Raw genomic sequence first — 23305 nt, forward strand, 5'->3', positions numbered from 1 at the left:
TGCTCTTTGCTATTTCTCGTTGGCTGTGCCGAGGCACATGAGGACACGATGAGAAGCGCAACAAATCTGGCCGCGTCCGCACGAGACTATCCGGCCAAGCCGGTACGCATCATTGAGCCGTTCGGGGCGGGCGGCGGGCCTGATCTGTTGGCCCGCGCCCTGGCCCCGAAGCTTTCTGAGCTGTGGGGCCAACCGGTGACAGTGGAGAACATCCCAGGTGCGGGAGCCACTGCGGGCCCTGCCCAGGTCGCGAAGTCACCGGCCGACGGCTACACGCTGCTGATAAACACCAACGCTCAGGCATACAGTGCGGCGCTCTTGAAAGACCTCCCGTATGACCCGTTGAAGGATTTCATTCCGATCATTCCGCTCACGAGGCAAGCCTACGTACTCGTGGCAGGCAAGGCGACTGGTGTCACCACCGTCGGCGGACTCATTGCGGCGGCGAGGGCGAAGCCAGGTGAGCTCAAATTTGGATCCACCGGTATAGGCACCGGCACACATGTTGGAGTCGAGAAATTCAATCAAGCGGCGGGAATCAAGGCGCTGCATGTGCCTCCCTCGCCGAATGATTCGAACGCCGATACGATCGCCAACGCGATAGCGATGCGCTTCACTTACTATTTGGTGCCAATCTCTCTTGCCCTGCCCCACATTCACGACGGCACACTCGTTGCGCTAGGCGTGAGTACCGCTCGGCGCTCGACCTTGCTCCCGGAGGTACCGACAATCGCGGAGGCGAGCGTCGTCAGCTTCGACTTCCCGATCTGGTATGGAATGTGGGCGCCGGCTGGCTCTCCGACCGGCGTGGTTGAGAAGCTTTCGAACGACATCGGGCGCGTGCTCACTGGACCGGACCTGCGCGAGTGGATCGCTAAACACGGAGGCGAGCCAATGAGCATGACGCAGCCCGAGTTTGTGCGTTTCGTGGAAAGCGAGAGTGAAGCTACGGCGCGACTCATGAAAGCCGCCAGTGTCAAGCCCTAATAGGGAACGGCCTGATGAGGTGTCTGCATAATTCGCGCAACGAAGGATATTCCTGTGCGCATGCGCCAGAAAGGGAATCCCAAGCCGGACTCTTATGTTAGGTCGATACCACTAGCGATACCGCGCCTGGTTCCACTTATGGCCGAGCAGCGACAGGATGATGATCAGGCCGTTGAAGAACTGGACGTAGAAGCCGCTCAGGCCCGCCGCGACGACGCCGGTCTGGATGAAGGAGACGGTGACCGCGCCGATCGCGCCGCCGACGACGGTGCCGATGCCGCCCCAGGTCGGAGTGCCGCCGACGAACACCGATGCCAGCACCGGCAGCAGGTATCCGTCGCCCGCCGTCGGCCACCAGGTGAAGTTGATCATCACCGAGAACGTGCCGGCGATTGCCGCGCCGATGCCGACGAAGACGAACACCTTCACCCTGACGCGCTTGACGTCGATACCCATCTGCTGGGCGCTGTCGGGATTGTCGCCGACCACCTTGACCTGCGCGCCGAAGCGATGGCGGTTGTAGAGCAGCGCCGACAGCACGACGAAGGCGATGGCCCAGAAGATCTGCACCGGAATGCCGTAAACCTGGCTGGAGAAGATCTTGTAGGCCCAGCTGTCGGCAAGGCCGGTCAGCGCCGTCGACCTGCCCTCGTTGATGATCTGGATCAGGCCGCGCAGCAGGAAGTTCATGCCGAGCGTGGCGATCAGCGACGACAGCCCGCCATAGACGACCAGCGAGCCGACCAGGAAGCCGAGCAGCATGCCGGTGACCATTGCGGCGGCGATGCCGAGGAACGGGTCGTAGCCGGCCTGCACGACCAGCGCGAAGACCCATGAGGCAAAGCCCATCGTCGCCGGAAACGACAGGTCGATCTCGCCGCAGGTGACGACGAAGACCAGCGGCACCACCACGAACAGCGCCACCGGCAGCGTGGTCAGCACGGAGCTGTAAAGATACCAGGTGGTGAACACGATCGGGTTGGCGATCATGAACACCGCCATCATGACGATGAACACGGCAAGCGTGCCGAGCGCGGCGCGGTTGTCGAGGATGAACCCGCGCAGCCAGTTGTCGGACGGGTGTCTCCACTCTTTCCCGGCGGCCTCATTATGCGTGCCGCCGAGGGGGCTCTGCAGATCGGGTTCCATGGTCTTGCTCATCGTGCCGCCCTCTCCGCATCGCCCGCGTCGTGCAACCCCGGCAATCCGCTGGGGTGGGCGACGTCTTCCATGAAATTGATCAGGTCCTCGGCCGATTTGACCTCGCTGCGGTCGGCGCTGAGCGCGACCTTGCCGCGGTCCAGCACCACGAAGCGATCGGCGATATCGAAGACGTGGTGGATGTTGTGGCCGATGAACAGGATCGAGCGACCGCTCGCCCGCACCTGGCGCACGAAGTGGAAGACCTTGGCGGTCTCGGTCAGCGATAGCGCGGTCGTCGGTTCGTCGAGGACTATCAGCTCCGCCTTCTTATAGATGGCCCGCGCGATCGCCACGCCCTGGCGTTCGCCGCCCGAGAGCTGGCCGACGATCGACTGTGGCGTGAACACTTTCGAGGTGAAGCCGATCTCGCGCATCAGCCGGCTCGCCTCCGCAATCTCCTTGTTGACCTTCAGCCAGCCAAGCCAGCCGGTGAGCTCGCGGCCCATGAAGATATTGCGCACGATCGTCTGCTGCACGGCGAGCGCCCGGTCCTGGAACACCGTTTCGATGCCGGCGTCGCGCGAGCGCGCAGGGCTCCATCCGGTCACCGGCTTGCCGCGGACGAGAATCTCGCCGCTGGTCGGTTTGACCACGCCGGACAGGATCTTGATCAGCGTCGACTTGCCGGCGCCATTGTCGCCGATCAGACCGACCACCTCGCCGCGATCGACGCTGAGATTGACACCGCCCAGCGCATAGACCTGGCCGTAGGACTTGCTGATGTCGCGCAGTTCGATGATGCGTTCGGCCATGGCGATCCTCGCTTGATGTCGCGTGCCGGCCTTTTCGCCGGCGGTCCCGCCGGCCGGGCTCGATCCCGGCCGACGGCTTGGGAGGTCAGCGCAACGCCTGCTTGGCGAGCTCGGCGACGATCTCGTAATTCTGCGGCGTGACGAAGCCGGCGCCGGTATCGACATTCATCGGCGCAAGGCCGAGCACTACCTGCTGGCAGAGGCTGAGGATCGGCAGATAGCCTTGCAGGAACGGCTGCTGGTCGGCCGTCAGCTGCACCCAGCCGCCCTTGAAGCCCTCGACGATCTGCGGGCTGGTGTCGAAGCCGAAGTTGAAGATATCGCCCGGCTTCCTGCCCGCCGCCTGCATGTAAGTCGGGACGTTGCCCAGCATCTGTCCGCCGGGATAGCCAACCGCCTTGACGTCGGGATTGTTGAGCAGTGCCGCGGTGATCACCGGAAGGGCCAGATTTGGGTCGGAAGCCCATTCGCCGCTCGGTGGCGAGGAGAGTTGTATGACCTCGACGCCCGCTTCCTTGAGGGCAGCGACAGTGCCGCGTTCTCGCGCGCCGCGGCTCTCGTTCTCGAACGGGCCGATCATGATTGCCTTGTCGCCGGCCTTGAGCCCGGCCAGCTTGACCGCCTCGGCGCCAAGCGCGCGGCCCTGCTGCTCCTGCTGGGCACCGACATAGCCGCCGCCGAACGCCGCCGTGACCGTCGGCACCGGCACGTTCTGGTACATTATCTTGATGCCGTCCTTGTGCGCCTGTTCGGCCAACGGCATGATCGCGGCGTCGCCGGGGTGGCCCATCATGGCGATGCCTTGGGGCTTGACCGCGACAGCCTCGCGCAATTGCTGCACCATCTTCTCGACATCCCACTGGGAAAAGATGTAGTCGACTTTCGGCCCGAGATCGGCCGCCGCCTGCTTGGCGCCATTATAGACGATCGTGCCGAAGGCATCGCCCTCCGCCCCGCCGACGAAGAAACGGATATGGACATCCTTGCACCACTGGGCATCGAGCGCCTGCGCCGGCAAGGTCGAGAGTGCGGCGGCGAGCGCCATCGCGGCTGCCGCGACGGTCGAGCGCAGAACTGTCCTTCTCATCGTAATGCTCATGCACTTATCCTCCCTTTGTTCCCTCGCTAGCCGAGGGGTTTCGACGATCGCTTCGGCATTGCGCCGCAATCTTTCGCTGGCCGGCACCTCCCGCCGGCCGAAACTTCTCACACCGGGTTCGGCAGGTAGCTCGCGCCTCCCCGGCATTGTTGGAGATAATCCAGCGCACGCGCCTGGCCGGTGATCTCGAGATCGCCGCGATAGACCGGGTCGTGCCAGCCCTCGATGTCGATGGCGCCCTTGTAGCCGACCAGCCGCAGCTCGCTGATCACCCGCGTCCAGTCGCTATCGCCGAAGCCAGGGGTGCGCATCTGCACGAACGGCAGGCGGCCGAACACGCCATGTTCGCGGATCACGTCCCAGCGCACCGTCGCGTCCTTGCCGTGGACGTGGAAGATACGCTGCGCCCATTTGCGGATCTGCGGGATCGGATCGATCAGATAGACCAGCTGGTGGCAGGGCTCCCACTCCAGGCCGAGATTGTCGTCCGGCAATTCGTTGAACATCAGCTCCCAGGCGTCCGGATTGTGGGCGATGTTCCAGTCGCCGCTGGCCCAGTTGCCGTCCATCGCGCAGTTCTCGAAGGCGATGCGCACGCCCTTGTCGGCGGCCCGCTTTGCCAGCTTCCCCCAGACCTCGCGGAAGCGCGGCAGGCTGTCGGGCAGCGGCTTGCCGCGGATGCGACCGGTGAAGCCGCTGACCACATTGGTGCCGAACAGATGCGCGTTGTCGATGATCGTTTCCCACGCCTCGAGCACGCCGCGATCGATCTCGCCGCTCTCCAGCGGATTGCCGAACACGCCGATCGACGAGACGATGACATCGGCATCGCCGATCGCCTCGCGGATCTCGCCCGCCAGCCGCGGAATGTCCTTGCCGCCCAGCGTCTGCCAGAAGAACGGCTGGATGCTCTCGAATCCGAGCGGCAGGATCTGCCTGACATAGGCGGCCGGGTCGTCGAGGTTGGCGCGCACCATGGTGCCGATCCTGATGTCGAGCAGCGGGTTTGGCATCATGATCCTTCCTGTGAGGCGATAGCGACCCGGCGCCCGGTTTCGGCGCTCTCGATCGCAGCGAAAACCATGGACAGGCTCTTGATGTTGTCGGCGCCGCGCGTCTCCGGCGCGGTGCCGGTCTCGGCGGCGCGGACGAAATCCTGGATGATGCCGAGATGGCCGCCGACGCGATCTGCCGGGTCGAGCGGCGGCACGGCTATCGGTTCGGTGCGGTCGAACAGGCCTTCACGGACCGGCCGCACGACTTCCGCCTTCAACCCGTCCGCGCCGTCCCAGACAATGCTGCCGCGCTCGGCGACGATCCGCCATGTACTGTCCCAGCTGGTACGGAAGCCGGCCGCGCACCAGCTGCCGGCATAGGTGAACAGCTTGCCGCCGCCGAGGTCGAAGCTTGCGGTTGCCGACGACCCTTGCCGATACCAGGAGTTGGCCGGCTCCCACTCCTGGCAATAGACGCCGGCCGGTTCGCCGGCCACCATGTAGCGGGCTGCATCGAATGTGTGGATCGCCATATCGAGCAGCAGCACATGGCGCATCTCTTCGCGAAAACCGCCGAAATGCGGCGCAACGAAGAAATCGGCGTGGATGCTGGTTGGCGCACCAATGGCGCCGGAATCGAGAAAGCGCCGGATGCGCCTGACGTTGGCGACATAGCGGCGGTTCTGCACGACGGCATGGATGCGGCCGGCGCTGCGGGCCGCCTCGACAATGGCACGCGCATTGTCCGGGCTGTCGGCCAGCGGCTTTTCGGTCAAGAGATGGCAATGGTGGGCAAAGGCGGAAAGCGCGACCTCGCGGCGGGCGGCGGGAACCACCACGTCGAACACCGCGTCGGGCCTGGTCTGGTCGAGCACGGCGTCGAGGTCGGTTCCGATGACGGCGCCGGAAAGCTCGTATTCGCGCGCCCTTGCCCGCGCCCTTTCGGCGTCGAGATCAACCAGGCCGACAATGGCGAGCCCGTCGATCTGCTTGGCTGCATCGAGCCAGGCTTTGCTCATCGCGCCGCAGCCGACCAGGACGACATTGATCATCCAGCACTCCTCCCTCTCGGCCCCTCCAGACCGATCGTCACGGCGTTCACGGCAGGGCCGCAAACGTTTCTTCCGTAAACGTTTACGAGAACACACCCGATGGCGTAGAATGTCAATTGGCCGATGGCGAAAAACGTGATGCCGGCTTGGCCTGAAGAGCGGCCGGTGCTAGCCAAGCAAGGGGGAGAACTGTCCTTTGGCGTCCAGTATTCACGACCTTGCGCGTCACCTGAATATTTCCATCGGCACGGTGTCGCGCGCGCTCAACGGCCGCGCCGACGTCAATGCCGACACGCGCCAGCGCGTGCTCGATGCGGCCAAGAAGCTGAACTATTCACCGAACCAGTCCGGCCGCAGCCTGCGGCGCGGCGCCACCCATTCGATCGCCTTCATGCTGCAGCCGCATCCGGGCGACCAGGAATATGGCGAGCCGTTCTTCATTCCGTTCCTGACCGGGTTGCAGGCCAAGCTCGCCGAAAGCGGCCTTGACCTGATCGTAGTGATGGGCGCGCCGGGCGACTATCAGCAGGAGCGCCTGCGCCGTGTCGTCGAGACGCGGCGGGCCGATGCGGTGGTGCTGGCCTGGACGCGGCGCGAGGACGGGCGCATCGACTATCTGACCCAGGCCGGTTTCCCGTTCGCGACGCTCGGCCGCAGCCGCTCCGGCGGCGATTCCTATCCCTCGCTCGACCTCGATTTCGAAAAAGCCGGGGCTGACGCGGTCGATCGTCTCGTCGCGCGCGGTCACCGCCGCATCGCCGCCGTCCGCCCGTCGCTCGACCTCAATTTCGGCTATCTGTTCCTCGCCGGCTATCGCAAGGCGTTGCGGCGGCACGGCATCGAGTTCGACCCCGAACTGATCGCCGACGGCTTCATCAACGAGGCCGGCGGCTACGCGGTGACGCCGAAGGTCATGCGCTCCAAGGACCCGCCGACCGCCATCATCTTCAACAATGATGCGATGGCGCTTGGCGGCTGCAAGGCTCTGGCCGAGGCGGGCATCAAGCCCGGCCACGACGTTGCGGTGATCGTCATCGTCGACACGCCGCTTTGCCGCTATTTTTCGCCGGCGCTGACCGGCTTCCGACCGGCGCTGGAGCCGATGGGCGAGCGGTTGGCCGAAATGCTGCTGGCATCGATCCCGGCTTACGCCGGCGCCGAAGGCGCACGCATCATCCGTGAAGTCTGGCCGCTGGAACTGATCGCGCGCGACAGCGATTGAATCGCGGCGGTCACTGAGCAGGCTCAGATTGAACAAGACCCCCGCGCTCGCGCTCCGGCGTTGCGACCAGCGAGGCAGCGGCGGCATTGGCGGCGGCAAGTGCCGCCTCGACGGGCTCTCCACGCGCAAGCCACGCCGCAAAGGCGCCGACGAATTCATCGCCGGCACCGTGGGTGCTGATGACCTTCACCGGCATCGCAGGCAGTGCGAACGCCTGGCCGCCACGGTCGCGATAGGCAACGCCCTCGCCGCCTGCCGTGACGATCGCGGCCGGATAGGAACCGACGAGCATACCGGCCGCCTTCGCAGCCCCCTCGAGCGTGTCGACGACCGCAACGCCGGCCAGGAATTCCGCCTCGATGGCATTGACGATGACGATATCGGTCAGTGCGACCAGTTCGGCTGACAGCTTTCGCGCCGGCGCCGCATTGAGAACGACGCGGCCGCCATACGCCTTCACCGCTCGCGCCGCGGCGATATTGGCGGCTTCCGGCACCTCGTTTTGCAGCAGCAGAACCGCCGTTTGCGCGATCAGCTCGGCCGCCTCCGCAATGTCCTTTTCGCCGAGAGTGAGATTGCTCCCCGAGACGATCACCGCGCCATAGTCGCCGCTGTCGTCGAAAATCGCCACGCTCATGCCCGAGCCGGCGCCCGAAGCCACTCCCACGAAGCGCTGGTCGACGCCGTTGCGATCGAGATTGTCGAGAAGCGCGCGGCCGAAATCATCGTCGCCGACAGCTCCGATCATCGCCGCACGCACGCCGGCCCGCGCTGCCGACACCGCCTGGTTGCCGCCCTTGCCGCCGCATTTCGGATGCCAGGCATGGCCGGTGACCGTTTCGCCCTTGCGTGGGCGATCGGGGGCTTCGACGATGATATCGTAATGCAGGCTGCCGAATACGGTCACCAGCGGCGGAGGAGCCGTCATGTGCCCCAGACCTTCATGAGCCGCTTGCCTTTCATGAGTTCTTATCTTTCCGTTTCGACGTCACCGCAGACATGGTGCGGCCGAGATTGCGCTCCGCCGCCTGGTAGTCGCGTTGCGCGACCGCGACGAACAGCGCGTCGAGAATGTTGAGCTGGGCAATGCGCGCCGCTGCGTTCTCACCCATCAACGGCGAGCCTTGGGCGGTCGAGCAAAGCACGATGTCGGCGACGGCTGCCAATGGCGAGTTGTCATAGTTGGTGATGGCCAGCGTGCGCGCGCCGCTTTTGCGCGCAAGTTGGATGGCGTCGATGACGGCGCTCGTGTTGCCGGAATGCGAGAAGCCGACAGCAATGTCGTCGGCGCCGAGCAGCGAGGCCGACATCAGCATCATGTGCGAATCGTCGTAAACGGAGGTGCGGATGCCGATGCGCAGGAATTTGTGCGAAACGTCGCGTGCGATCTGCGCCGAGCCGCCGACGCCGTAGAAATCGCGATTCCTGGCGCGGTAAAGCAGATCGGCGGCACGGTCGAAATCGTCCATGTCGAGGATCGCCAGCGTCTCCTCCAGCGCCTGGATGGAGGTGCGGAACACCTTCTGCACGATCTCGGCCGAACTGTCGTCCACCGACAGCTCCTGATGCATCTCGGCGGTCGGCAGGCGGCTGTATTCATAGACCGCCGTGCGAAAGTCGCGATAGCCGGAAAAACCCAGCTTCTTGGCGATCTTGACCACCATCGCCTCCGAGACACCGGCCTCCTCGGCGATCTGCTTGAGCGGTATGGTCTCGTCGAAGCCGCGCCGTCCGAAGACCGTTTCAACCACCTTCGCCTCGAGCGGCGTCAGATGCGGCATCATCATGCGAATGCGCGGTCCTACCGCTTTCAGGTCCAGCCCGGTCAAGGTCATCCACGTCCCCTCGTCACGCGATCGATAAGCATCGCGGCGAGGATTATAAGGCCAGTTGCCAGGAGCTGATAGAAGGACTGCACGTTCATCAGCGTCAGGCCGTTGCGCATGCTGCCAAGGATGACGGCACCCAGGATGGTGCCGACGACGCTGCCCTTGCCGCCCATCAGCGAGGCACCGCCGATCGCCGCCGCTGCTATGGCGTCGAGCTCCCAGAGATTGCCGAGAATGGGTTCGGCCGCACCCAGCCGGCCGATCAGGATCTGCGCTGCAAGCGCTGCCAGCAGGCCCGAGATCATATAGGCGGCGATCTTGGTGCGGGCGATCGGCACGCCGGCTATGTAGGCCGCCTCCTCATTGCCGCCGACGGCGAGCAGATATTCGCCAAACGGCGTCTTCTTGAGGATGATCCAGGCAATCAGCGCGACCACGGCCACGATGATGACCGCCAACGGCAATCCGAACAGCGAGCCGTTGAAGATGGCACGGAAGCCGGCAGGCAGGCCGAGCACCGGATTGCCGCCGGTATAGATCAGCGCCAGCGCCCGGTAGGTGCTGAGCGTTCCCAGCGTGACGATGAAGGGCTGCAGCCCGACATAGGCAACCAGCACGCCGTTGAGCAGTCCGCAGGCGAGGCCGATGGCGAAGCCGGCGGCGATGGCCAGCGGAAACGGCACGCCGGCAACCAGCATCGAGGCCGAGATGACCGCCGAAAGGGCTGCCGTCGGCCCGACGGACAGGTCGATGCCGCCCGAGATGATGACCAGCGTCATGCCCAACGCCAGGCAGGCATTGATGCTCGATTGCTGCAGGATGTTGATCAGGTTACGCTCGGCAAAGAAGCCGGGGACCAGTGCACCGAAGACGGCGAGGATCACCACCAGTCCGATCAGCGTGCCGGCGTCGCGCACGGAAAACCGGTGCAGGAAATCTGCCCTTGGGCGCGCTGCTGTGTGTTGGGTTATATCGGTCATCCGCTGGTCCTGTCCGTTATGCACCGGCCCGACGGCCTTGCGCCTTGCCGGCCTCAATCTCCGTTTGGGGTATGGCGTGCGCGGCGATCGCCTGTTCGCTGAGACTTGCGCGGCCCAGTTCGGCGGCGACCGTGCCGTCGCGCATGACCAGCACGCGGTCGGCGAGCCGGATCACCTCGGGGAGTTCGGACGACACGACGATTACCGAATGGCCTTCGGCGGCGAGTTCCTCGATCAGGTGGTAGATCTCCGCCTTGGCGCCGACATCGATGCCGCGCGTCGGCTCGTCGAACAGAAGGATCCGCGTTCCCGCCGCCAGCCAGCGGCCGATGATCGCTTTCTGCTGGTTGCCGCCGCTGAACAGGCGGATCGGCCGGTCGAGCAGGAACGGCCTGAGATTGACCCGCTTCATCTTCTCGGCTGTCACGCGCTTCAGCCGGCGATGGTCGATGAGGACGCGCGGCGCGAACACGCCCATCGAGGCCAGCGCCATGTTGCTGGAGATCGACCGCAACGGCACGATGCCTTCGCGCTTGCGCTCCTCCGGCACCAGGCCGATGCCGGCCGCGATCGCGTCGCGCGGACTGGAAAGCTTTACCGCCTTGCCGTCGATCTCTATTGCGCCTGATGAGGCCCGGTCGGCGCCGGCCAGCAGCCGCAGCAGTTCGGTGCGGCCGGACCCGACCAGGCCGGCAATGCCCAACACCTCGCCGCGATGCAGGTCGAACGAAACGTCACGGACCTTGGTTGCCGAGGCGAGGCCACGCACGCTCAGCCTGATCTCGGGGGAAGCATGCGAGCGGTGTTGTTCCTGGGCAAGCTCGCGGCCGACCATCATCGAAACGACGGCCTTTTCGGACATCTGCGCGAGATCGACGGTTTCGACCACAACGCCGTCGCGCATGACAGTGGCGCGCTCGCAGATGCCGAACACCTCGTCCAGCTTGTGCGAGACATAAACGACGGCGACACCGTCGCGTGCCAGACCGGCAATGACTTCCGCCAGCCGTTCGAACTCGCTCGGCGTGAGGCTCGACGTCGGCTCGTCCATCGCCACGATCCTGGCGCGGTCGAGCAGCGCCCGGGCGATCTCGACGATCTGCCGCTGCGCCACCTTCAGGCTGCCAAGCGGGGCTGCCGGATCGATGGTCGGGTCGATGGCGGCCAGGGCTTCCGCAGCGCGGCTTTCCTGCTCGCGCCGTGCGACGAAGACGCCGCCGCGCGTCAACGGATGGCCGAGAAACATGTTCTGGGCGACGCTGAGGCGTGGCACCTGCTGTAATTCCTGATGGATCATCGCCACGCCGGCGGCGCGCGCCGCGACCGGGTTGTTCAGCGTCACCGGTTTGCCGTCGATCAGCACGCTTCCCGCCGTCGGCCGGTAGACGCCTGACAGGATGCGCAGCAGCGTCGATTTGCCGGCGCCGTTTTCACCGAGCAGGCCATGGATCTCGCCGGCGCCGACCGAAAAGGACACATCGCTCAGCGCCCGCACGGCCGGAAACACCTTGGAAATGCCCGAGAATTGCAGCCGGGAGATGACTGACATTGCTTCGGTTCTCCAGGCAAGGTGCCGACCCAAGGCCGGCACCCGCCGGCCCTGCTCTACTGGCCCGCTGCCGCGTCCTCGAGCAGCGCCTTGCGCACGGCGTCGCCGGCGCCGGAGTAGCGGTCGGCATTGTCCTTGGTGATCAGCGCCTGCGGCGTGGCGACGACGCGCGGCAGCTTCTGCCCGGCCACCAGTCGCAGCGCCGATTCCAGCGCCACCTCGCCGGTCAGCACCGGGAACGAATCGACGGTGCCGGTCAGCTCGCCGGCGCGGATCGAGGCGTAGGCGTCGGAAATCCCGTCGGTGCCGAACACGGCGACCTTGTCCTTTAGGCCGGCGGCCTTGACCGCTTCGACGATGCCCAGCGCCATGCCGTCATTGTTGGCATAGAAGCCGATCAGATCGGGGTGCTGCTGCAGGATGTTGGTGGCCGCGTCGTAGGAGGTCTGGCGATCCCAGTTACCGGGGACGCTGGCGACGACGTCGAACTTGCCGGCTTCGGTGATGGTGGTCTTGAAGCCGTCGGTGCGCTGGACGGCGGCGTAGACGCCGGCCTGGCCTTCGACGATGGCGACCTTGCCGCCATCCGGCCGGTTCTTGATGAACCATTTGGCGACGCGCACGCCGTTGTCGCGCTGGACATTGCCGACATAGTGCTCGGCCTGCGGGATGACCGCGTCGTTGACGTTGACCACCGGCACATTGGCTGCCTTGGCCTGTTCCATGATCGGCTGCAGGTTGGAGTCGGTCTGCGGCGAAACGAGCAGCACGTTGTAGCCTTGCGTGACCAGGCCTTCGGCGATGGTGAGCTGGCCGAGCTGGTCGCCCTCGCTCTGCGCCGCCTGGTAGACGACGGGCACGCCGGTGCGGTCGCCGAACGACTTGTAGCCCTCTCCCAGCGAGCGCCAGTATTCATTGGTCAGCGTCTTGGAGACCGCACCCGCCTTGGTACCCTCGGGCAGCTTGGGGAAGGCCCCGAACTTGGCCTCGAGCTGCGACCAGTCGATGCGATCCTTCTCGGTGTCGGAATTGAGCGGCGCGAGGTCTGCGGAAAACACCGAGCCGATGGACAGCGCCATCAGGCCAGCGGTAGCGGTGGCAAGCAGAAATTTCATGGTCCTTCCTCCCTTGTTGAACGGAATATGCGGCCGGGCCTCAGCTGTCCGGGCCGAGCATGGCTTCCTGGATAATGGCTTGCGACGCGATCGCGTCCTGACGGTCGACGGCGGCTAACATGCGGTTGTCCCCGTCCAGCCGATCGACGACGCGCAGCATGCGCTTGACGGTCGCGATGTTGACTTCGCATTCGTGGACCGGGTCGAGCCCGGTCATATCGGGAAACGTGTCGAAGTAGATGGCGCCGGCGTAGCCGTTGCGGCGGATCTGGCGCAGCAGCTCGATCGTCTGCAGCGTATGCACGGCCCCGACCATCAAGCCGTCGTCGCGCTTGGCATAGCCATCGTTGAGGTGCACGCCGAGCAGCTTGCTGTGCCGTGCCACGAGCGCAGCGGCGAAAGCCGGCTGCTCGTCGGCGTAGAGCACATGGGCGAAATCGAGCGTCACGCCGAGATTGGGCAGGCCGATCTCGCGGATCGCCAGCAACGTCGTCGCCGCATCGGGCATCAGGCTGTAGGAGCGCGGCTCGTTGGGTTTGTATTCAAGGCTGATCTGGCAATCGGGGTCATGCGCCGCAACTTCACGAATTCCATCGATTTCGTGTTGCCAGAGCGTCGCATAATCGGCCTGGAAAGCATAATCGAAGCCATCCTGCCCGAGCCACAGCGTCATCAGGCTGGCGCCAGCCTCGCGCGCGGCGTCGATCCCGGCCTTGGTCATGTCGATGGCCTCGCGGCGAACGGCCGGATCCGGATTGGTGAAGGCGCCGAGCTTGAAGGCCGGGTTGGAGTAGTAGCGCATGGCGAAACCATTGATGGAAAGCCCGAGATCGCGGAGTTTGCGCGCCATTTCCGCAGGCTTTTCATCGACATGGTCGGGAAAGTTGAGGTCGAGATCGGTCAACTCCGCAACCTTCGCCGCACGTGCCGCCATTTGCAGCATGGACGGTTTGCCGACAAGATCGGGCCACTCGGCCTGTGGCCGCGAGGCAAAGGAATTGAGGCGGGTGGCGAAACGACAGACTGTCATCGGTGGCCTTTCATCGTCATAACTTCACATAAGAACGATAATTTGTAAAGTTGTTAATTGCACTCTCGGCGGCGACGGATTCGCATGTCCAGGCCAGTTGCGACCACAAGGGTCAAAGCAAGCGCGGCACTGTCACGCAAGTATCATGTTCGCGTCCTAGATCGCTTCTCCGAAGGCTTTCGCGGCATCCTCGATGCGACGCGGCGCTTTTTCGGGCCCCGGCAGCTTTGTCTCAAAGAGGATATCCATGAAAAACCTGCACCGAACCGCGTCCCTCGCTGTCGCGCTGGCGATGTTCACCGCCTTGACTCCGGCCCTGGCAGAAAACTCCGCGACCGTCGGCGGCGTCAGCTTCGTCAACAAGGGCCTGGTCGGCGTCGGCCGCATCCCGGCCAGCCAGAAGGACAAGTTCGGCGAGACGTTTGGCTCCGGCTCAGGCATGTCGATCGATGCTGCCGGCTGGACGCATGGCGCCGACGGCTACAAGGGCTCGTTGTGGCTGTTGCCGGATCGCGGCTACAATGTCGTCGGTACTACCGACTACCGGCCGCGCCTCAACACGATTGCCATCGAGTTCGCTCCGATCACGCCGGGTGCAGTGCCAGCCGCCGGCCAGGAACAGTCGGGCCTCAGGGCGACGCTTGCCGACACCATGCTTTTGACCGACGACAAGGGCGCCGACGCAACCGGGCTCGATCCGCTCAACGGCGTGCGTGCCGCGACCGACGACATGCCGATCCTGCCCGAAGCCAACGGCAAGCTCGCGCTCGATAACGAAGCGATCGCACGGCTGCCCGACGGCACGATGTTCATCTCGGACGAATACGGTCCGAACATCTACCGCTTCTCCGCCGATGGGCGTCTGATGTCGGCAACGCAGCCGCCGGCGGCGCTTGTCCCGATGCGTCACGGGACGCCAAACTTTGCTTCCAACAATCCGGGACCTGGCGCGGCAGACCCAGATCCGAAGGATCCCGAAACCGGCCGTCAGAACAACCAGGGCCTCGAAGGCATGGCGCTGACGCCGGACGGGAAGTTCCTGATTGCCGTGCTGCAGTCGGCCCCAAGGCAGGATGGCGGCGATTCCGCCTCGACGCGCCAGAACACGCGCGTGCTGGTCTACGATGCCTCGGATCCCGGCCAGCTCAAGCTCGCGCATGAATATGTCGTGCCGCTGCCGGTGTTCACCGATGCCAAGGGCAAAACCAAGATCGCCGCGCAGAGTGAAATCGTGGCGCTGTCGGACAAGACCTTCCTGATGCTGGCGCGCGACAGCGGCAACGGCCAGGGGCTGAAGGGCGACACCTCGCTCCATCGCGAGATCAGCGTCGTCGATGTGTCGGCGGCAACCGACATCGCCGGCACAGAGTTCGACAAGGACAAGCCGCTGGCGCCCAAGGGTGAGCTCGATCCATCGGTGACGCCGGCCAAGCTGACGCCGTTCATCGACATCAACGACAAGAGCGAGCTCGGCCGCTTCGGGTTGCACAATGGCGCGCCCAACGACCGCAACAACCTTTCGGAGAAATGGGAGGCGATGTCGGTGGTGAGCGTCCTCGATCCAAAGCTGCCCGACGACTATTTCCTGTTCGTCGCCAATGACAATGACTTCCTCACGCAGGACGGCTTCCAGGTCGGCGCGGCCTACAAGGCCGAGGATGGCGCCGATGTCGACACCATGTTCCTGGTCTATCAGGTCACGCTCCCAGGCCTCACCGGGAAGTAGCGGCAGCCATACAGGCGGAGGCGCCGAACGCGTCCGCCTGAGCTGGCGCGATTGAACGGTCGTGCCCCTTCAGTTGCGGCTCGCCCGCGAAAAGACGGTGTCCTAAGCATCGCAAAACCTGCGACTGACGATCCAGTCGAAGGCACTTACCTCAACATCTCCGCGTCCCTTGGCACGCCTGCATCGATCGGCTCGGCCGTCCTGTTTGACACGGCGGCGATCTTCCCGGCGGCCGACAGGTTCGGGCGCACGAAGACCGGCACGACGCCGTCGACGCGGCTGTAGAGGTCGATAATGTCCTGATTCATGAAGCGCACACAGCCGGAGGAAGCGTTCTTCCCGATGGAATCCCACTCCGGCGTGCCGTGCAGCCTGTACATCGTGTCCTTGCCGTCACGGAAGAGATACAGCGCGCGGGCACCAAGCGGGCTCTGCGGGCCGGGCGGCATGCCGTCCTTGTATTTCGCCAGTTCCGGCCGGCGTTGGATCATTTCCGGCGGCGGCGTCCAGACCGGCCACTTCTTTCTCGCCTGAACCACGGCGCTGCCGGTCCATCCGAAACCGGCCTTGCCGAGGCTGACGCCATAGCGAATTGCCTTGCCGCCGTCGCGCACCAGATAGAGGAAGTGCTCGGAAGTATCGACGACGATCGTGCCGGGTTTTTCTCCAGTCGGGTCGGCCACGATTTGACGCACGAATTTCGGATCGACCTTGGCTACCGGAATTGCCGGCAGTTGATAGCCCTCGTCGATGCGCGCGGCATACATGCTTGCGGCATCGCCGAGAGCCGGATCGCTTGGTGCCGCGGGCACCGGCGGCGCCGCCACGTCCGTCGTGGTGCACGACGAAAGAGCCACGGAGGCCGCGCCCAGAGCGGATGCACCAAGAAAGGCGCGCCGGTTCAGGCGCTCAAAAAACAACGGAATATCGGACATGAGCCCCCCGGCTTACCGATGAGATCCAGGAAAATGCGGCCCCACGCGTGCGGGATCAATATACGATTCCGAAAGGTTTGAGAAATGCTTAGATCAAGGCACGCCAGGCGGAATTTACAGCGCCGCATCGACCTCTCCCGTTAAATCGGCAATCATTGCGGACTCAGACAAGCCTTCGCCGAGTTGCCTGCCATGGACGACAACATGCCCCCGCGCCGGCAGACCGGCGACCTCACCAGTGGGCCTATCCCGCGCACCCTTTTGCTGTTTGCCCTGCCGGTGCTCGGCTCCAATGTGCTGCAGTCGCTCAACGGCTCGATCAATGCCGTGTGGGTCGGCCGTTTCCTCGGTGAAGCGGCGCTGACCGCCACGTCCAATGCCAACCTCGTGCTGTTTCTCATCCTCGGCACCGTCTTCGGCATCGGCATGGCGGCGACCATCCTGGTCGCACAATCCGTCGGCGCTCGTGACCTGCCCGAAGCCCGGCGCATCGTCGGAACCAGCGCCACCTTCTTCTTCCTCGTCTCGGTGGTGTTCGCGGTCTGCGGCTGGATCTGGGTCGATGCGATCCTCGATGCGCTCGGCACGCCGGCCGATGCGTTGCCGCTGGCGCGCTCCTATCTGCGCATCATCTTCCTCGCCGTGCCGATGATGAACCTGCTGTCCTTCGTCATGACGGTGCTGCGCGGCGCCGGCGATTCGCGCACGCCTTTCCTGTTCATGGCGCTGGCCGTCGTGCTCGACGTCGTTTTGAACCCGTTGCTCATCCTCGGCATCGGCCCGTTCCCCGAACTCGGCATCGCCGGCTCGGCCGCGTCGACGCTGATCGGCCAGACGGTAAGCGTGGTTGCCATCCTGATCGTGCTTTATGCGCGCAAGCACCCGCTTCGGCTGGCCGGCGCCAATCTCGTTCTGCTGCGGCCGGACCCGGCGCTGCTGCGCATTGTCGTCTTCAAGGGCGTGCCGATGGGCCTGCAGATGATCGTCGTTTCGGCCGCGGCGCTGACGGTGATGGGCATGGTCAACTCGTACGGCTCGCAGGTCGCGGCTGCCTACGGCATAGCCGCACAGCTCTGGACCTATATCCAGATGCCGGCGCTCGCCATCGGCGCCGCGGTGTCGTCCATGGCGGCGCAAAATGTCGGCGCCAGGCGCTGGGACCGGATTGGACGCATCGCCGCCTCCGGCGTCGGCTTCAACCTTGTGCTCACCGGCATGCTCGTCGCGCTGCTGTTCGTATTCGATCGCGCGGTGCTCAGCCTCTTCCTTGGCAGCGACAGTGCAGCAATCGAGATCGCCACTCACATCAACAAGATCGCGTCGTGGTCCTTCATCCTGTTCGGCATCACCATCGTGCTCTTCGCCACCGTGCGTGCCACCGGCGCGGTGATGCCGCCGCTGATCATCCTGGTGATCTCGGTGCTGCTGGTGCGCACCAGCTTCGCCTATTTCTTCCGAAGCGTGATCGGCGAGGAAGCTTTGTGGTGGAGCTTTCCGGCCGGCTCGATAACGTCGCTCGTGCTGGCTGCCGCCTATTATCGCTTCGGCCGTTGGCGCTCCATGCACATGATCGAGAGCCGGCCGGCTGCCGGCGAACCGCCGGATACCGGCCTCGGCGTACCGCGCCAGCGCGCGCACCTTTCGCCCGAGACACCGAACGGCTGAAAGGTCGGCTCAGCGCGCGTATTTCGCGCCAAACCCGAGAGCGACCAGGGAAAAGACGACAATCATGCCGGCAAAGGCCAGGCTTGCCACGGTCGCACCTGCCACCGTCGACAGAACGCCGATGCCGATGACCGGCAGCGCGTTGCCGCAAAAACAGCAGATGAAGAAGGCCGAGACGACTTCGGCGCGCCGGTCCGCCGGCGCGATCTCGTTCACCACTTGCAAGCCGCCGCGATAGCCGAGCGCTGCCGACACGCCACACAGAGCAGTTGCGGCGACCATTATGGCCATCGAGGCGAAGACCTGCGCCGCAACAATCAGCGCGACGGTTGGGATCATCAGCGCAAGCGCCGCGAACATCGCAGCTCGGCTCGAAAGACGTGCCGTCGCTACAATGGTGGCGGCCGTCACGATCGCCAATTCAAAGAACAGAGCGCCGGCTTCGGCATGGTTGGTTACCTGCAGCTGCTGCGCCAAAATGCTCGGTGCGAGTGCTGCATAAAAGCCGACCAGCGCCATTGCGCCAAAGCCGGTCACCGCCGGCGCAACGAAACTTGCGCGGATGTCATCGGGCACGGAAAGCCGCGGGCGCATCGAAACGTCAGCCAGTTTCCCCGGCCGCGAAACGGTTTCCCGCGTGCGCCAGACCAGCAGGGTTACAGTCGCGAGCATCGCCAGGTAGACGACGAATGTCAGCCTGAGCGGCCAAGGCGCGTATTCGGCGAGCAACCCGGCCCCCAGCGCACCGAGGCCGAGGCCGAGAAAATTGGTGCTGGTGGCAATCGTCGCCGCCTGTGACTTGTCGTCGGTCGGGAGCAATTCGGCGAGCCAGGCGGTGCCGGTGCCCGCGCCAACGCCGATTCCCAGTCCGCTCAGAATTCGGGCGATATCGAGCCAGGCGACATTTTCGGCGAACAGGAAAACCACCGCGCTGACCACGGCCACCGCCATCCCGGCCAATGCCATTGGACGGCGCCCGATGACATCGGACACACGCCCTAACATCAGAAGCGCTGCCAGATTGCCGATGACATAGACGGCGTAGACCAGCGTCAAAGTGATCTGCGAGAAGCCGAAGAGCTGCTTGTAGATGATGTAAAGCGGCGTCAGCGCCGTGCTGCCGGCGAAAAGAGCCGCAATCATGGCGGCCACGGCGGCCGCTGCAGCGCGGCCGCCGAGTTCGTGATCGCGCGTCATGACTTGAGCGTGAGCTGTCATTTTTTCGACCTTTGATAGCGTGATATTCGGGACCTGACACTCTAACGCCGTTTTCGCGTCAGCCGTTCCCCTCCCCTTCTTGCTCCTGACAACTTGGCTTGCTCCTGACAACTTGGGCAGCTTTTGCCGATAGCGCCGAGTGATATCCTCTTCTAACTTCAGCGGATTGTCAGGGGAGATTCATGGGCAAGGGACGAGTCGAGGCATTCACCGATGGCGTGGTCGCCATCATCATCACCATCATGGTGCTGGAATTGAAGGTGCCGCATGGCGAGGATTTTTCCGCGCTGGCACCACTCTGGCCGATCTTCCTCAGCTATGTGCTGTCCTTCATCAATGTCGGCATCTACTGGAACAATTTGCACAACATGTTCCATACCGTGCAGCGGGTCGACGGCCGCGTGCTGTGGGCGAACCTCAACCTGCTGTTCTGGCTATCGCTGATGCCGGCGACGACAGCCTTCATGGGTGAGAACCATTTCGCGCCGGTGCCGGTTGCCGTCTATGGCGTCGACCTGGCGCTCTGCGCCATCGGCTTCAACATCCTCACCATGGCCCTGCATCGACTGCACGGCAACGAGACTCTCTTCGCCAGGGCGTTGGGCAATGACCTCAAGGGAAAGATCTCGCTGGTCCTCTATCTTTCCGCCATCGCGCTGACCTTCGTCAATCACTGGATCGGTGTCTCGATCTATGTCCTGGTGGCGATGATCTGGTTCGTGCCGGACAGGCGCTTCGAGCGGCTGATCGAGAAATAGGCCCCTTCTAGCCTCGCATTGCTTTCAGCTTTTCCGCTACCGAAGCGGCAAGGTCGGCGTAGCGCTCCTCCAGCCGCTCGGCCGCCTTGATCACTGAAAAATCATGGCCGAATTTCTCAAGCGCCATACGCAGCTTTTCGACGAACTCCGCCTGTTTTTCGAGCGCCGAAAACAGCGTTTTCACTTGCGCTTCGCTGATGTCGGGATTGGCAAGCATTTGCGGCACTTCGCGGCTCATCTGGTCGCCGGTTGCGGTCTGTTCTTTCAGGATCTCGATCCAGTCGGTCAATCGTCAGTCTCCTTTTTCGATATCAGCATGCGCAGCGCCGCCGATGCGGTCAACCCGAAGATGCCGGCACCGGCTTGCGCGAGCCTCTTTCCGCGCTAAGTTCGCCGCGGCCAGAACAGGAGAAAATCATGACCACCGACGCCGAGATCCAGACCGCCCTGCCCGCACTTGCCTCCGGCAATGTCGCCGTCATCACTGGCGCGGCCAGCGGCATCGGCCTTGCCGCGGCCAAACGGCTGGCGGCGATGGGCATGAACATCGTGTTGGTCGATATTGGCGGCGCACGCCTCGATGAGGCCCGACGCGCCGTCGCCGCCATCGCCGGCGACAGCGCCGTACTTGCCGTCGCCACCGATGTCTCGAAGGCCGACGAACTCGACCGGCTGGCCGAAAGGACATTCGGCGCCTTCGGCGACGTATCGCTGCTGATGAACAATGCCGGCGTCGGCAACAATCCCGGCAAGCCGTGGGAGAACCGCGACGCCTGGAAACGGCTGCTGGATATCAATTTCTGGGGCGTCGTGCATGGCGTCGAGGCCTTTGCGCCGCGCATGCTGGCGGCGGGAAAGCCGGGCCTGATCGTCAACACCGGCTCCAAGCAAGGCATCACCACGCCGCCCGGCAACCTCGCCTACAACGTTTCCAAGGCGGGCGTGAAGACCTATACCGAAGGCCTGGCGCACGCGCTGCGCAACGAGCCGGGCGCCAGTGTCGCGGCGCATCTGCTTATCCCCGGGTTCACTTTTACCGGCCTGACCGAAGGTGCGACCGAAAAGCCGGCCGGCGCCTGGACCGGCGAGCAGGTCATCGACTTCATGCTGGCCTCGCTACTGCGTGGCGATTTCTACATCCTGTGTCCCGATAACGAGGCGACCCGGTCCATGGACGAAAAGCGCATGGCCTGGGCGATTGGCGACCTCATCGAGAATCGCCCTGCCCTGTCGCGCTGGCACCCGGACTACAAAGATGCTTTCGCGGCATTCATGACACGCACCGCATGATCCCGAACCGAAGATCACAGTAGCAAAGAATCGGATCCGATCTTCGCAGGTATGCGCCGGACCTTTATATTACGCCGCCGCGTGCTTCTTCGTGTTCCGCTTCTTCGCCATGGCTTTCTCGGCTGACAACTCGGCAAGCTTCTGATCATGCCGCTTCGCTGCCTGTTCGCATTTCTTGCGGATCTCTTCGACCTCGGTCTCAGTCAGGTGTTCGATACCGATGAAGGTGTTCTGGGCTGTGCTGACCCGGATCAATTCGTCGAGCTTCGCCTGGATCGCAGCGCCATCGCGGTTCTGGGTGTTCTGGATGAGAAACACCATCAGGAAGGTGACGACCGTCGTGCCGGTGTTGATGACGAGCTGCCAGGTGTCCGAAAAGCCGAACATCGGCCCGCTTGCCGCCCAGACGACGATGATCAGGAAACAGACGGCAAACGTCGGCGGCAGGCCGGCAAAATGGGCGACGTTGTTGGCGATCCTGGTGAAAAGCTTCTCAATCATTCAAACTCCCTCAACAGCCGGGCGACGAACCCGGACGGAAGCCGAGTTCATTGTGTCTGCAGAAACAGTTGGCAGCCGCTCCTGGTTCCCTCGTGGCGGAAGGTCGCGGGTACATTGTTGGAGGAGCAGATCGCGCAGGCCGTCGGACCGCTTGCAGATACGCCCGAAGTCAGGCGGCGCCGTTTTCCCAGCGGTCGAGGAAAGCCTCGATGGGCAAGGCCTGCATGTCGGGGACTGCCCTGGCCAGTTTCTCGAGCGGCCAGTCCCACCAGGCAAGCCGTTCGATCCGGGCCGCAGTTTCCGCGCTGAAGCGCTGCCGCACTGGCCTGGCCGGAACGCCGGCGACGATTGCATAGGCCGGCAGGTCTCGCGTCACCACCGCGTTGGCACCGACGATCGCGCCGTTGCCGATCACTACGCCAGGCATGATCACGGCGCCATGGCCGATCCAGACATCATGGCCGATGCTGACGGCTTTCGCCCGCCGCCGGTCGCGGAACGCCTGATCTACACCCAGCCAGCGGAAATACTCGTTGGGCCGATAGCTGATCTTGTGCTGCGTCAGCCGCTCGACCGGATGCTCCAGCGCATTGATGCGGCTGTTGGCGGCGATCGAGCAGAATTTGCCGATCGTCGTATAGATCGCCTCGGCGTGGCGCTCGAAGTAGGAAAAGTCGCCGACCGTCACCTCGCGCAGGATGACCCGCTCGCCGATCGACGCGTAGCGTCCAAGCTTGCACGCCTTCAGCTCCGCCGTCGGATGGATGCGCGGCTCGGGATCTTTCAGGACAAGGTGTTCGGGACGGTCCATGCGCGCGCTTTACGCCCGCGCGCATAGTCTCGCAAGCCGAGTGCAGCGCCGCGCATCCGTTTGGACGCGCCAAGGACCCTGTAGCACCTTTAAGTCTCTATTTCGGCTTGCCGCTGGTCCACACCACGTTCTGGCCGTAGAGCGGCACGGTGGTGACCGACATTTTTGCCGAGCCGTCCTGCACCTGGCGTGAATGCGACAGGTAGATCAGGGTCTCGTTGGCCTTGTCGTAGATGCGGTTCACCACCTGCTTCTTCCAGATCAGGCTGATGCCTTGCTTGAACACCTCCTCGCCGGCCTCGCTCATGTCGATGTCGCCAATGGTGATCGGGCCGGTCTGGCGGCAGGAGATCGAAGAATCGGACGGGTCCTCGAACCAGTTGCCTTTCTGCAGGCGGTCGATCACGCCACGGTCGAAATAGGAGACGTGGCAGGTCACGCCCTCGACCTTCGGATCCTTGATCGCCTCGACGATGATATCGTTGCCGAGCCAATCGACGCCGACCTTGCCGACTTCCTCGGCGGCGGCCGCGCCGGCGCCAATGACAAGGCATGCGGCCAACGCGCCGCCAATCAGTTTTCGCAAAG

At 64.1% G+C, this 23305-nt stretch carries 23 protein-coding genes; 6 read left to right on the forward strand and 17 right to left on the reverse strand.

Features of this window, described 5'->3' with window-relative positions; translation table 11 throughout:
* The first annotated feature begins 48 nt into the window (after positions 1-48).
* The gene (locus tag NKJ91_RS17170; RefSeq protein ID WP_352456535.1) at positions 49-987 is read left to right on the forward strand and encodes a Bug family tripartite tricarboxylate transporter substrate binding protein; all 939 of its coding nucleotides are present in this window, start codon (positions 49-51) and stop codon (positions 985-987) included.
* 111 nt (positions 988-1098) lie between these two features.
* On the opposite strand, the gene NKJ91_RS17175 is transcribed toward NKJ91_RS17170, so the two are convergent.
* From NKJ91_RS17175 to NKJ91_RS17195, 5 genes are all read right to left on the reverse strand, one after another.
* Complete coding sequence (locus NKJ91_RS17175) at positions 1099-2148, reverse strand: ABC transporter permease (RefSeq protein ID WP_352456536.1); 1050 nt, start codon at positions 2146-2148, stop codon at positions 1099-1101.
* Entirely contained in the window at positions 2145-2942 is a 798-nt protein-coding gene (locus tag NKJ91_RS17180; protein ID WP_352456537.1) for an ATP-binding cassette domain-containing protein, read from the reverse strand. The genes NKJ91_RS17175 and NKJ91_RS17180 overlap by 4 nt, the downstream gene beginning before the upstream one ends.
* A gap of 85 nt (positions 2943-3027) precedes the next feature.
* Positions 3028-4041, reverse strand: a complete 1014-nt coding sequence (locus tag NKJ91_RS17185) for a substrate-binding domain-containing protein (protein ID WP_352456538.1) — start codon at positions 4039-4041, stop codon at positions 3028-3030.
* A gap of 107 nt (positions 4042-4148) precedes the next feature.
* Positions 4149-5054, reverse strand: a complete 906-nt coding sequence (locus tag NKJ91_RS17190; protein WP_502896708.1) for a sugar phosphate isomerase/epimerase family protein — start codon at positions 5052-5054, stop codon at positions 4149-4151.
* Positions 5054-6088 carry a Gfo/Idh/MocA family protein gene (locus tag NKJ91_RS17195; RefSeq protein ID WP_352456540.1) on the reverse strand — a complete coding sequence of 345 codons (1035 nt, stop codon included), beginning with the start codon at positions 6086-6088 and terminating at the stop codon, positions 5054-5056. The genes NKJ91_RS17190 and NKJ91_RS17195 overlap by 1 nt, the downstream gene beginning before the upstream one ends.
* Positions 6089-6284: 196 nt before the next feature.
* On the opposite strand from NKJ91_RS17195, the gene NKJ91_RS17200 reads away from it, so the two are divergent.
* The gene (locus NKJ91_RS17200) at positions 6285-7310 is read left to right on the forward strand and encodes a LacI family DNA-binding transcriptional regulator (protein ID WP_352456541.1); all 1026 of its coding nucleotides are present in this window, start codon (positions 6285-6287) and stop codon (positions 7308-7310) included.
* A 10-nt stretch (positions 7311-7320) separates the two neighbouring features.
* Here NKJ91_RS17200 and NKJ91_RS17205 read toward each other — a convergent pair whose 3' ends face one another.
* From NKJ91_RS17205 to NKJ91_RS17230, 6 genes are read right to left on the reverse strand one after another with little or no spacing between them, the layout of a single operon-like run.
* Positions 7321-8238 carry a ribokinase gene (locus tag NKJ91_RS17205; protein WP_352456542.1) on the reverse strand — a complete coding sequence of 306 codons (918 nt, stop codon included), beginning with the start codon at positions 8236-8238 and terminating at the stop codon, positions 7321-7323.
* 31 nt (positions 8239-8269) lie between these two features.
* Entirely contained in the window at positions 8270-9145 is an 876-nt protein-coding gene (locus NKJ91_RS17210; RefSeq protein WP_023721163.1) for a MurR/RpiR family transcriptional regulator, read from the reverse strand.
* Positions 9142-10119, reverse strand: a complete 978-nt coding sequence (locus NKJ91_RS17215) for an ABC transporter permease (protein ID WP_352456543.1) — start codon at positions 10117-10119, stop codon at positions 9142-9144. Before NKJ91_RS17215 ends, NKJ91_RS17210 begins: the two co-directional genes overlap by 4 nt.
* 16 nt (positions 10120-10135) lie before the next feature.
* Positions 10136-11668 carry a sugar ABC transporter ATP-binding protein gene (locus NKJ91_RS17220; RefSeq protein ID WP_352456544.1) on the reverse strand — a complete coding sequence of 511 codons (1533 nt, stop codon included), beginning with the start codon at positions 11666-11668 and terminating at the stop codon, positions 10136-10138.
* A gap of 56 nt (positions 11669-11724) precedes the next feature.
* A complete protein-coding gene (locus NKJ91_RS17225) occupies positions 11725-12783 on the reverse strand; it encodes a sugar ABC transporter substrate-binding protein (RefSeq protein ID WP_352456545.1) in 1059 nt (352 codons plus the stop codon).
* A gap of 40 nt (positions 12784-12823) precedes the next feature.
* Positions 12824-13813 carry a sugar phosphate isomerase/epimerase family protein gene (locus NKJ91_RS17230; RefSeq protein WP_023676734.1) on the reverse strand — a complete coding sequence of 330 codons (990 nt, stop codon included), beginning with the start codon at positions 13811-13813 and terminating at the stop codon, positions 12824-12826.
* A 247-nt stretch (positions 13814-14060) separates the two neighbouring features.
* Here NKJ91_RS17230 and NKJ91_RS17235 point away from each other — a divergent pair, with 247 nt between their 5' ends.
* The gene (locus NKJ91_RS17235; RefSeq protein WP_023676736.1) at positions 14061-15539 is read left to right on the forward strand and encodes an esterase-like activity of phytase family protein; all 1479 of its coding nucleotides are present in this window, start codon (positions 14061-14063) and stop codon (positions 15537-15539) included.
* A 146-nt stretch (positions 15540-15685) separates the two neighbouring features.
* On the opposite strand, the gene NKJ91_RS17240 is transcribed toward NKJ91_RS17235, so the two are convergent.
* Positions 15686-16474, reverse strand: coding sequence for a L,D-transpeptidase (locus NKJ91_RS17240; protein ID WP_023676737.1), 789 nt, complete (start codon positions 16472-16474; stop codon positions 15686-15688).
* Between the two features lie 192 nt (positions 16475-16666).
* On the opposite strand from NKJ91_RS17240, the gene NKJ91_RS17245 reads away from it, so the two are divergent.
* Complete coding sequence (locus NKJ91_RS17245) at positions 16667-18139, forward strand: MATE family efflux transporter (protein WP_352456546.1); 1473 nt, start codon at positions 16667-16669, stop codon at positions 18137-18139.
* A gap of 9 nt (positions 18140-18148) precedes the next feature.
* On the opposite strand, the gene NKJ91_RS17250 is transcribed toward NKJ91_RS17245, so the two are convergent.
* On the reverse strand, positions 18149-19357 hold the full coding sequence (locus NKJ91_RS17250; RefSeq protein WP_352456547.1) for an MFS transporter: 1209 nt from the start codon (positions 19355-19357) through the stop codon (positions 18149-18151).
* Positions 19358-19539: 182 nt separating this feature from the next.
* Here NKJ91_RS17250 and NKJ91_RS17255 point away from each other — a divergent pair, with 182 nt between their 5' ends.
* Positions 19540-20115, forward strand: coding sequence for a TMEM175 family protein (locus NKJ91_RS17255; RefSeq protein ID WP_023676740.1), 576 nt, complete (start codon positions 19540-19542; stop codon positions 20113-20115).
* A 7-nt stretch (positions 20116-20122) separates the two neighbouring features.
* On the opposite strand, the gene NKJ91_RS17260 is transcribed toward NKJ91_RS17255, so the two are convergent.
* A complete protein-coding gene (locus NKJ91_RS17260; RefSeq protein ID WP_029351415.1) occupies positions 20123-20404 on the reverse strand; it encodes a hypothetical protein in 282 nt (93 codons plus the stop codon).
* Between the two features lie 128 nt (positions 20405-20532).
* On the opposite strand from NKJ91_RS17260, the gene NKJ91_RS17265 reads away from it, so the two are divergent.
* The gene (locus NKJ91_RS17265; protein WP_352456548.1) at positions 20533-21405 is read left to right on the forward strand and encodes an SDR family NAD(P)-dependent oxidoreductase; all 873 of its coding nucleotides are present in this window, start codon (positions 20533-20535) and stop codon (positions 21403-21405) included.
* 69 nt (positions 21406-21474) lie between these two features.
* Here the strand turns inward: NKJ91_RS17265 and NKJ91_RS17270 are convergent, their stop codons facing one another.
* The 3 genes from NKJ91_RS17270 to NKJ91_RS17280 form a co-directional block, all read right to left on the reverse strand.
* Positions 21475-21906: a low affinity iron permease family protein gene (locus tag NKJ91_RS17270; protein ID WP_352456549.1), complete on the reverse strand. Its 432-nt coding sequence runs from the start codon at positions 21904-21906 to the stop codon at positions 21475-21477.
* A gap of 169 nt (positions 21907-22075) precedes the next feature.
* The gene (locus tag NKJ91_RS17275; protein ID WP_352456550.1) at positions 22076-22717 is read right to left on the reverse strand and encodes a DapH/DapD/GlmU-related protein; all 642 of its coding nucleotides are present in this window, start codon (positions 22715-22717) and stop codon (positions 22076-22078) included.
* A gap of 97 nt (positions 22718-22814) precedes the next feature.
* Entirely contained in the window at positions 22815-23303 is a 489-nt protein-coding gene (locus tag NKJ91_RS17280) for a CreA family protein (protein ID WP_023676745.1), read from the reverse strand.
* Between the last annotated feature and the right edge of the window lie 2 nt (positions 23304-23305).

The organism is Mesorhizobium sp. M0040 (genome assembly GCF_040323505.1).
Classification (GTDB): Bacteria; Pseudomonadota; Alphaproteobacteria; order Rhizobiales; family Rhizobiaceae; genus Mesorhizobium.

Coding starts and splice junctions, on each gene's coding strand:
- NKJ91_RS17230 (WP_023676734.1), bottom strand. CDS start 13,813: ATGACAGTCTGTCGTTTCGCCACCCGCCTCAATTCCTTTGCCTCGCGG.
- NKJ91_RS17265 (WP_352456548.1), top strand. CDS start 20,533: ATGACCACCGACGCCGAGATCCAGACCGCCCTGCCCGCACTTGCCTCC.
- NKJ91_RS17185 (WP_352456538.1), bottom strand. CDS start 4,041: ATGAGCATTACGATGAGAAGGACAGTTCTGCGCTCGACCGTCGCGGCA.
- NKJ91_RS17255 (WP_023676740.1), top strand. CDS start 19,540: ATGGGCAAGGGACGAGTCGAGGCATTCACCGATGGCGTGGTCGCCATC.
- NKJ91_RS17245 (WP_352456546.1), top strand. CDS start 16,667: ATGGACGACAACATGCCCCCGCGCCGGCAGACCGGCGACCTCACCAGT.
- NKJ91_RS17175 (WP_352456536.1), bottom strand. CDS start 2,148: ATGAGCAAGACCATGGAACCCGATCTGCAGAGCCCCCTCGGCGGCACG.
- NKJ91_RS17250 (WP_352456547.1), bottom strand. CDS start 19,357: ATGACAGCTCACGCTCAAGTCATGACGCGCGATCACGAACTCGGCGGC.
- NKJ91_RS17240 (WP_023676737.1), bottom strand. CDS start 16,474: ATGTCCGATATTCCGTTGTTTTTTGAGCGCCTGAACCGGCGCGCCTTT.
- NKJ91_RS17205 (WP_352456542.1), bottom strand. CDS start 8,238: ATGACGGCTCCTCCGCCGCTGGTGACCGTATTCGGCAGCCTGCATTAC.
- NKJ91_RS17215 (WP_352456543.1), bottom strand. CDS start 10,119: ATGACCGATATAACCCAACACACAGCAGCGCGCCCAAGGGCAGATTTC.
- NKJ91_RS17180 (WP_352456537.1), bottom strand. CDS start 2,942: ATGGCCGAACGCATCATCGAACTGCGCGACATCAGCAAGTCCTACGGC.
- NKJ91_RS17270 (WP_352456549.1), bottom strand. CDS start 21,906: ATGATTGAGAAGCTTTTCACCAGGATCGCCAACAACGTCGCCCATTTT.
- NKJ91_RS17210 (WP_023721163.1), bottom strand. CDS start 9,145: ATGACCTTGACCGGGCTGGACCTGAAAGCGGTAGGACCGCGCATTCGC.
- NKJ91_RS17275 (WP_352456550.1), bottom strand. CDS start 22,717: ATGGACCGTCCCGAACACCTTGTCCTGAAAGATCCCGAGCCGCGCATC.
- NKJ91_RS17235 (WP_023676736.1), top strand. CDS start 14,061: ATGAAAAACCTGCACCGAACCGCGTCCCTCGCTGTCGCGCTGGCGATG.
- NKJ91_RS17170 (WP_352456535.1), top strand. CDS start 49: ATGAGAAGCGCAACAAATCTGGCCGCGTCCGCACGAGACTATCCGGCC.
- NKJ91_RS17225 (WP_352456545.1), bottom strand. CDS start 12,783: ATGAAATTTCTGCTTGCCACCGCTACCGCTGGCCTGATGGCGCTGTCC.
- NKJ91_RS17190 (WP_502896708.1), bottom strand. CDS start 5,054: ATGCCAAACCCGCTGCTCGACATCAGGATCGGCACCATGGTGCGCGCC.
- NKJ91_RS17220 (WP_352456544.1), bottom strand. CDS start 11,668: ATGTCAGTCATCTCCCGGCTGCAATTCTCGGGCATTTCCAAGGTGTTT.
- NKJ91_RS17195 (WP_352456540.1), bottom strand. CDS start 6,088: ATGATCAATGTCGTCCTGGTCGGCTGCGGCGCGATGAGCAAAGCCTGG.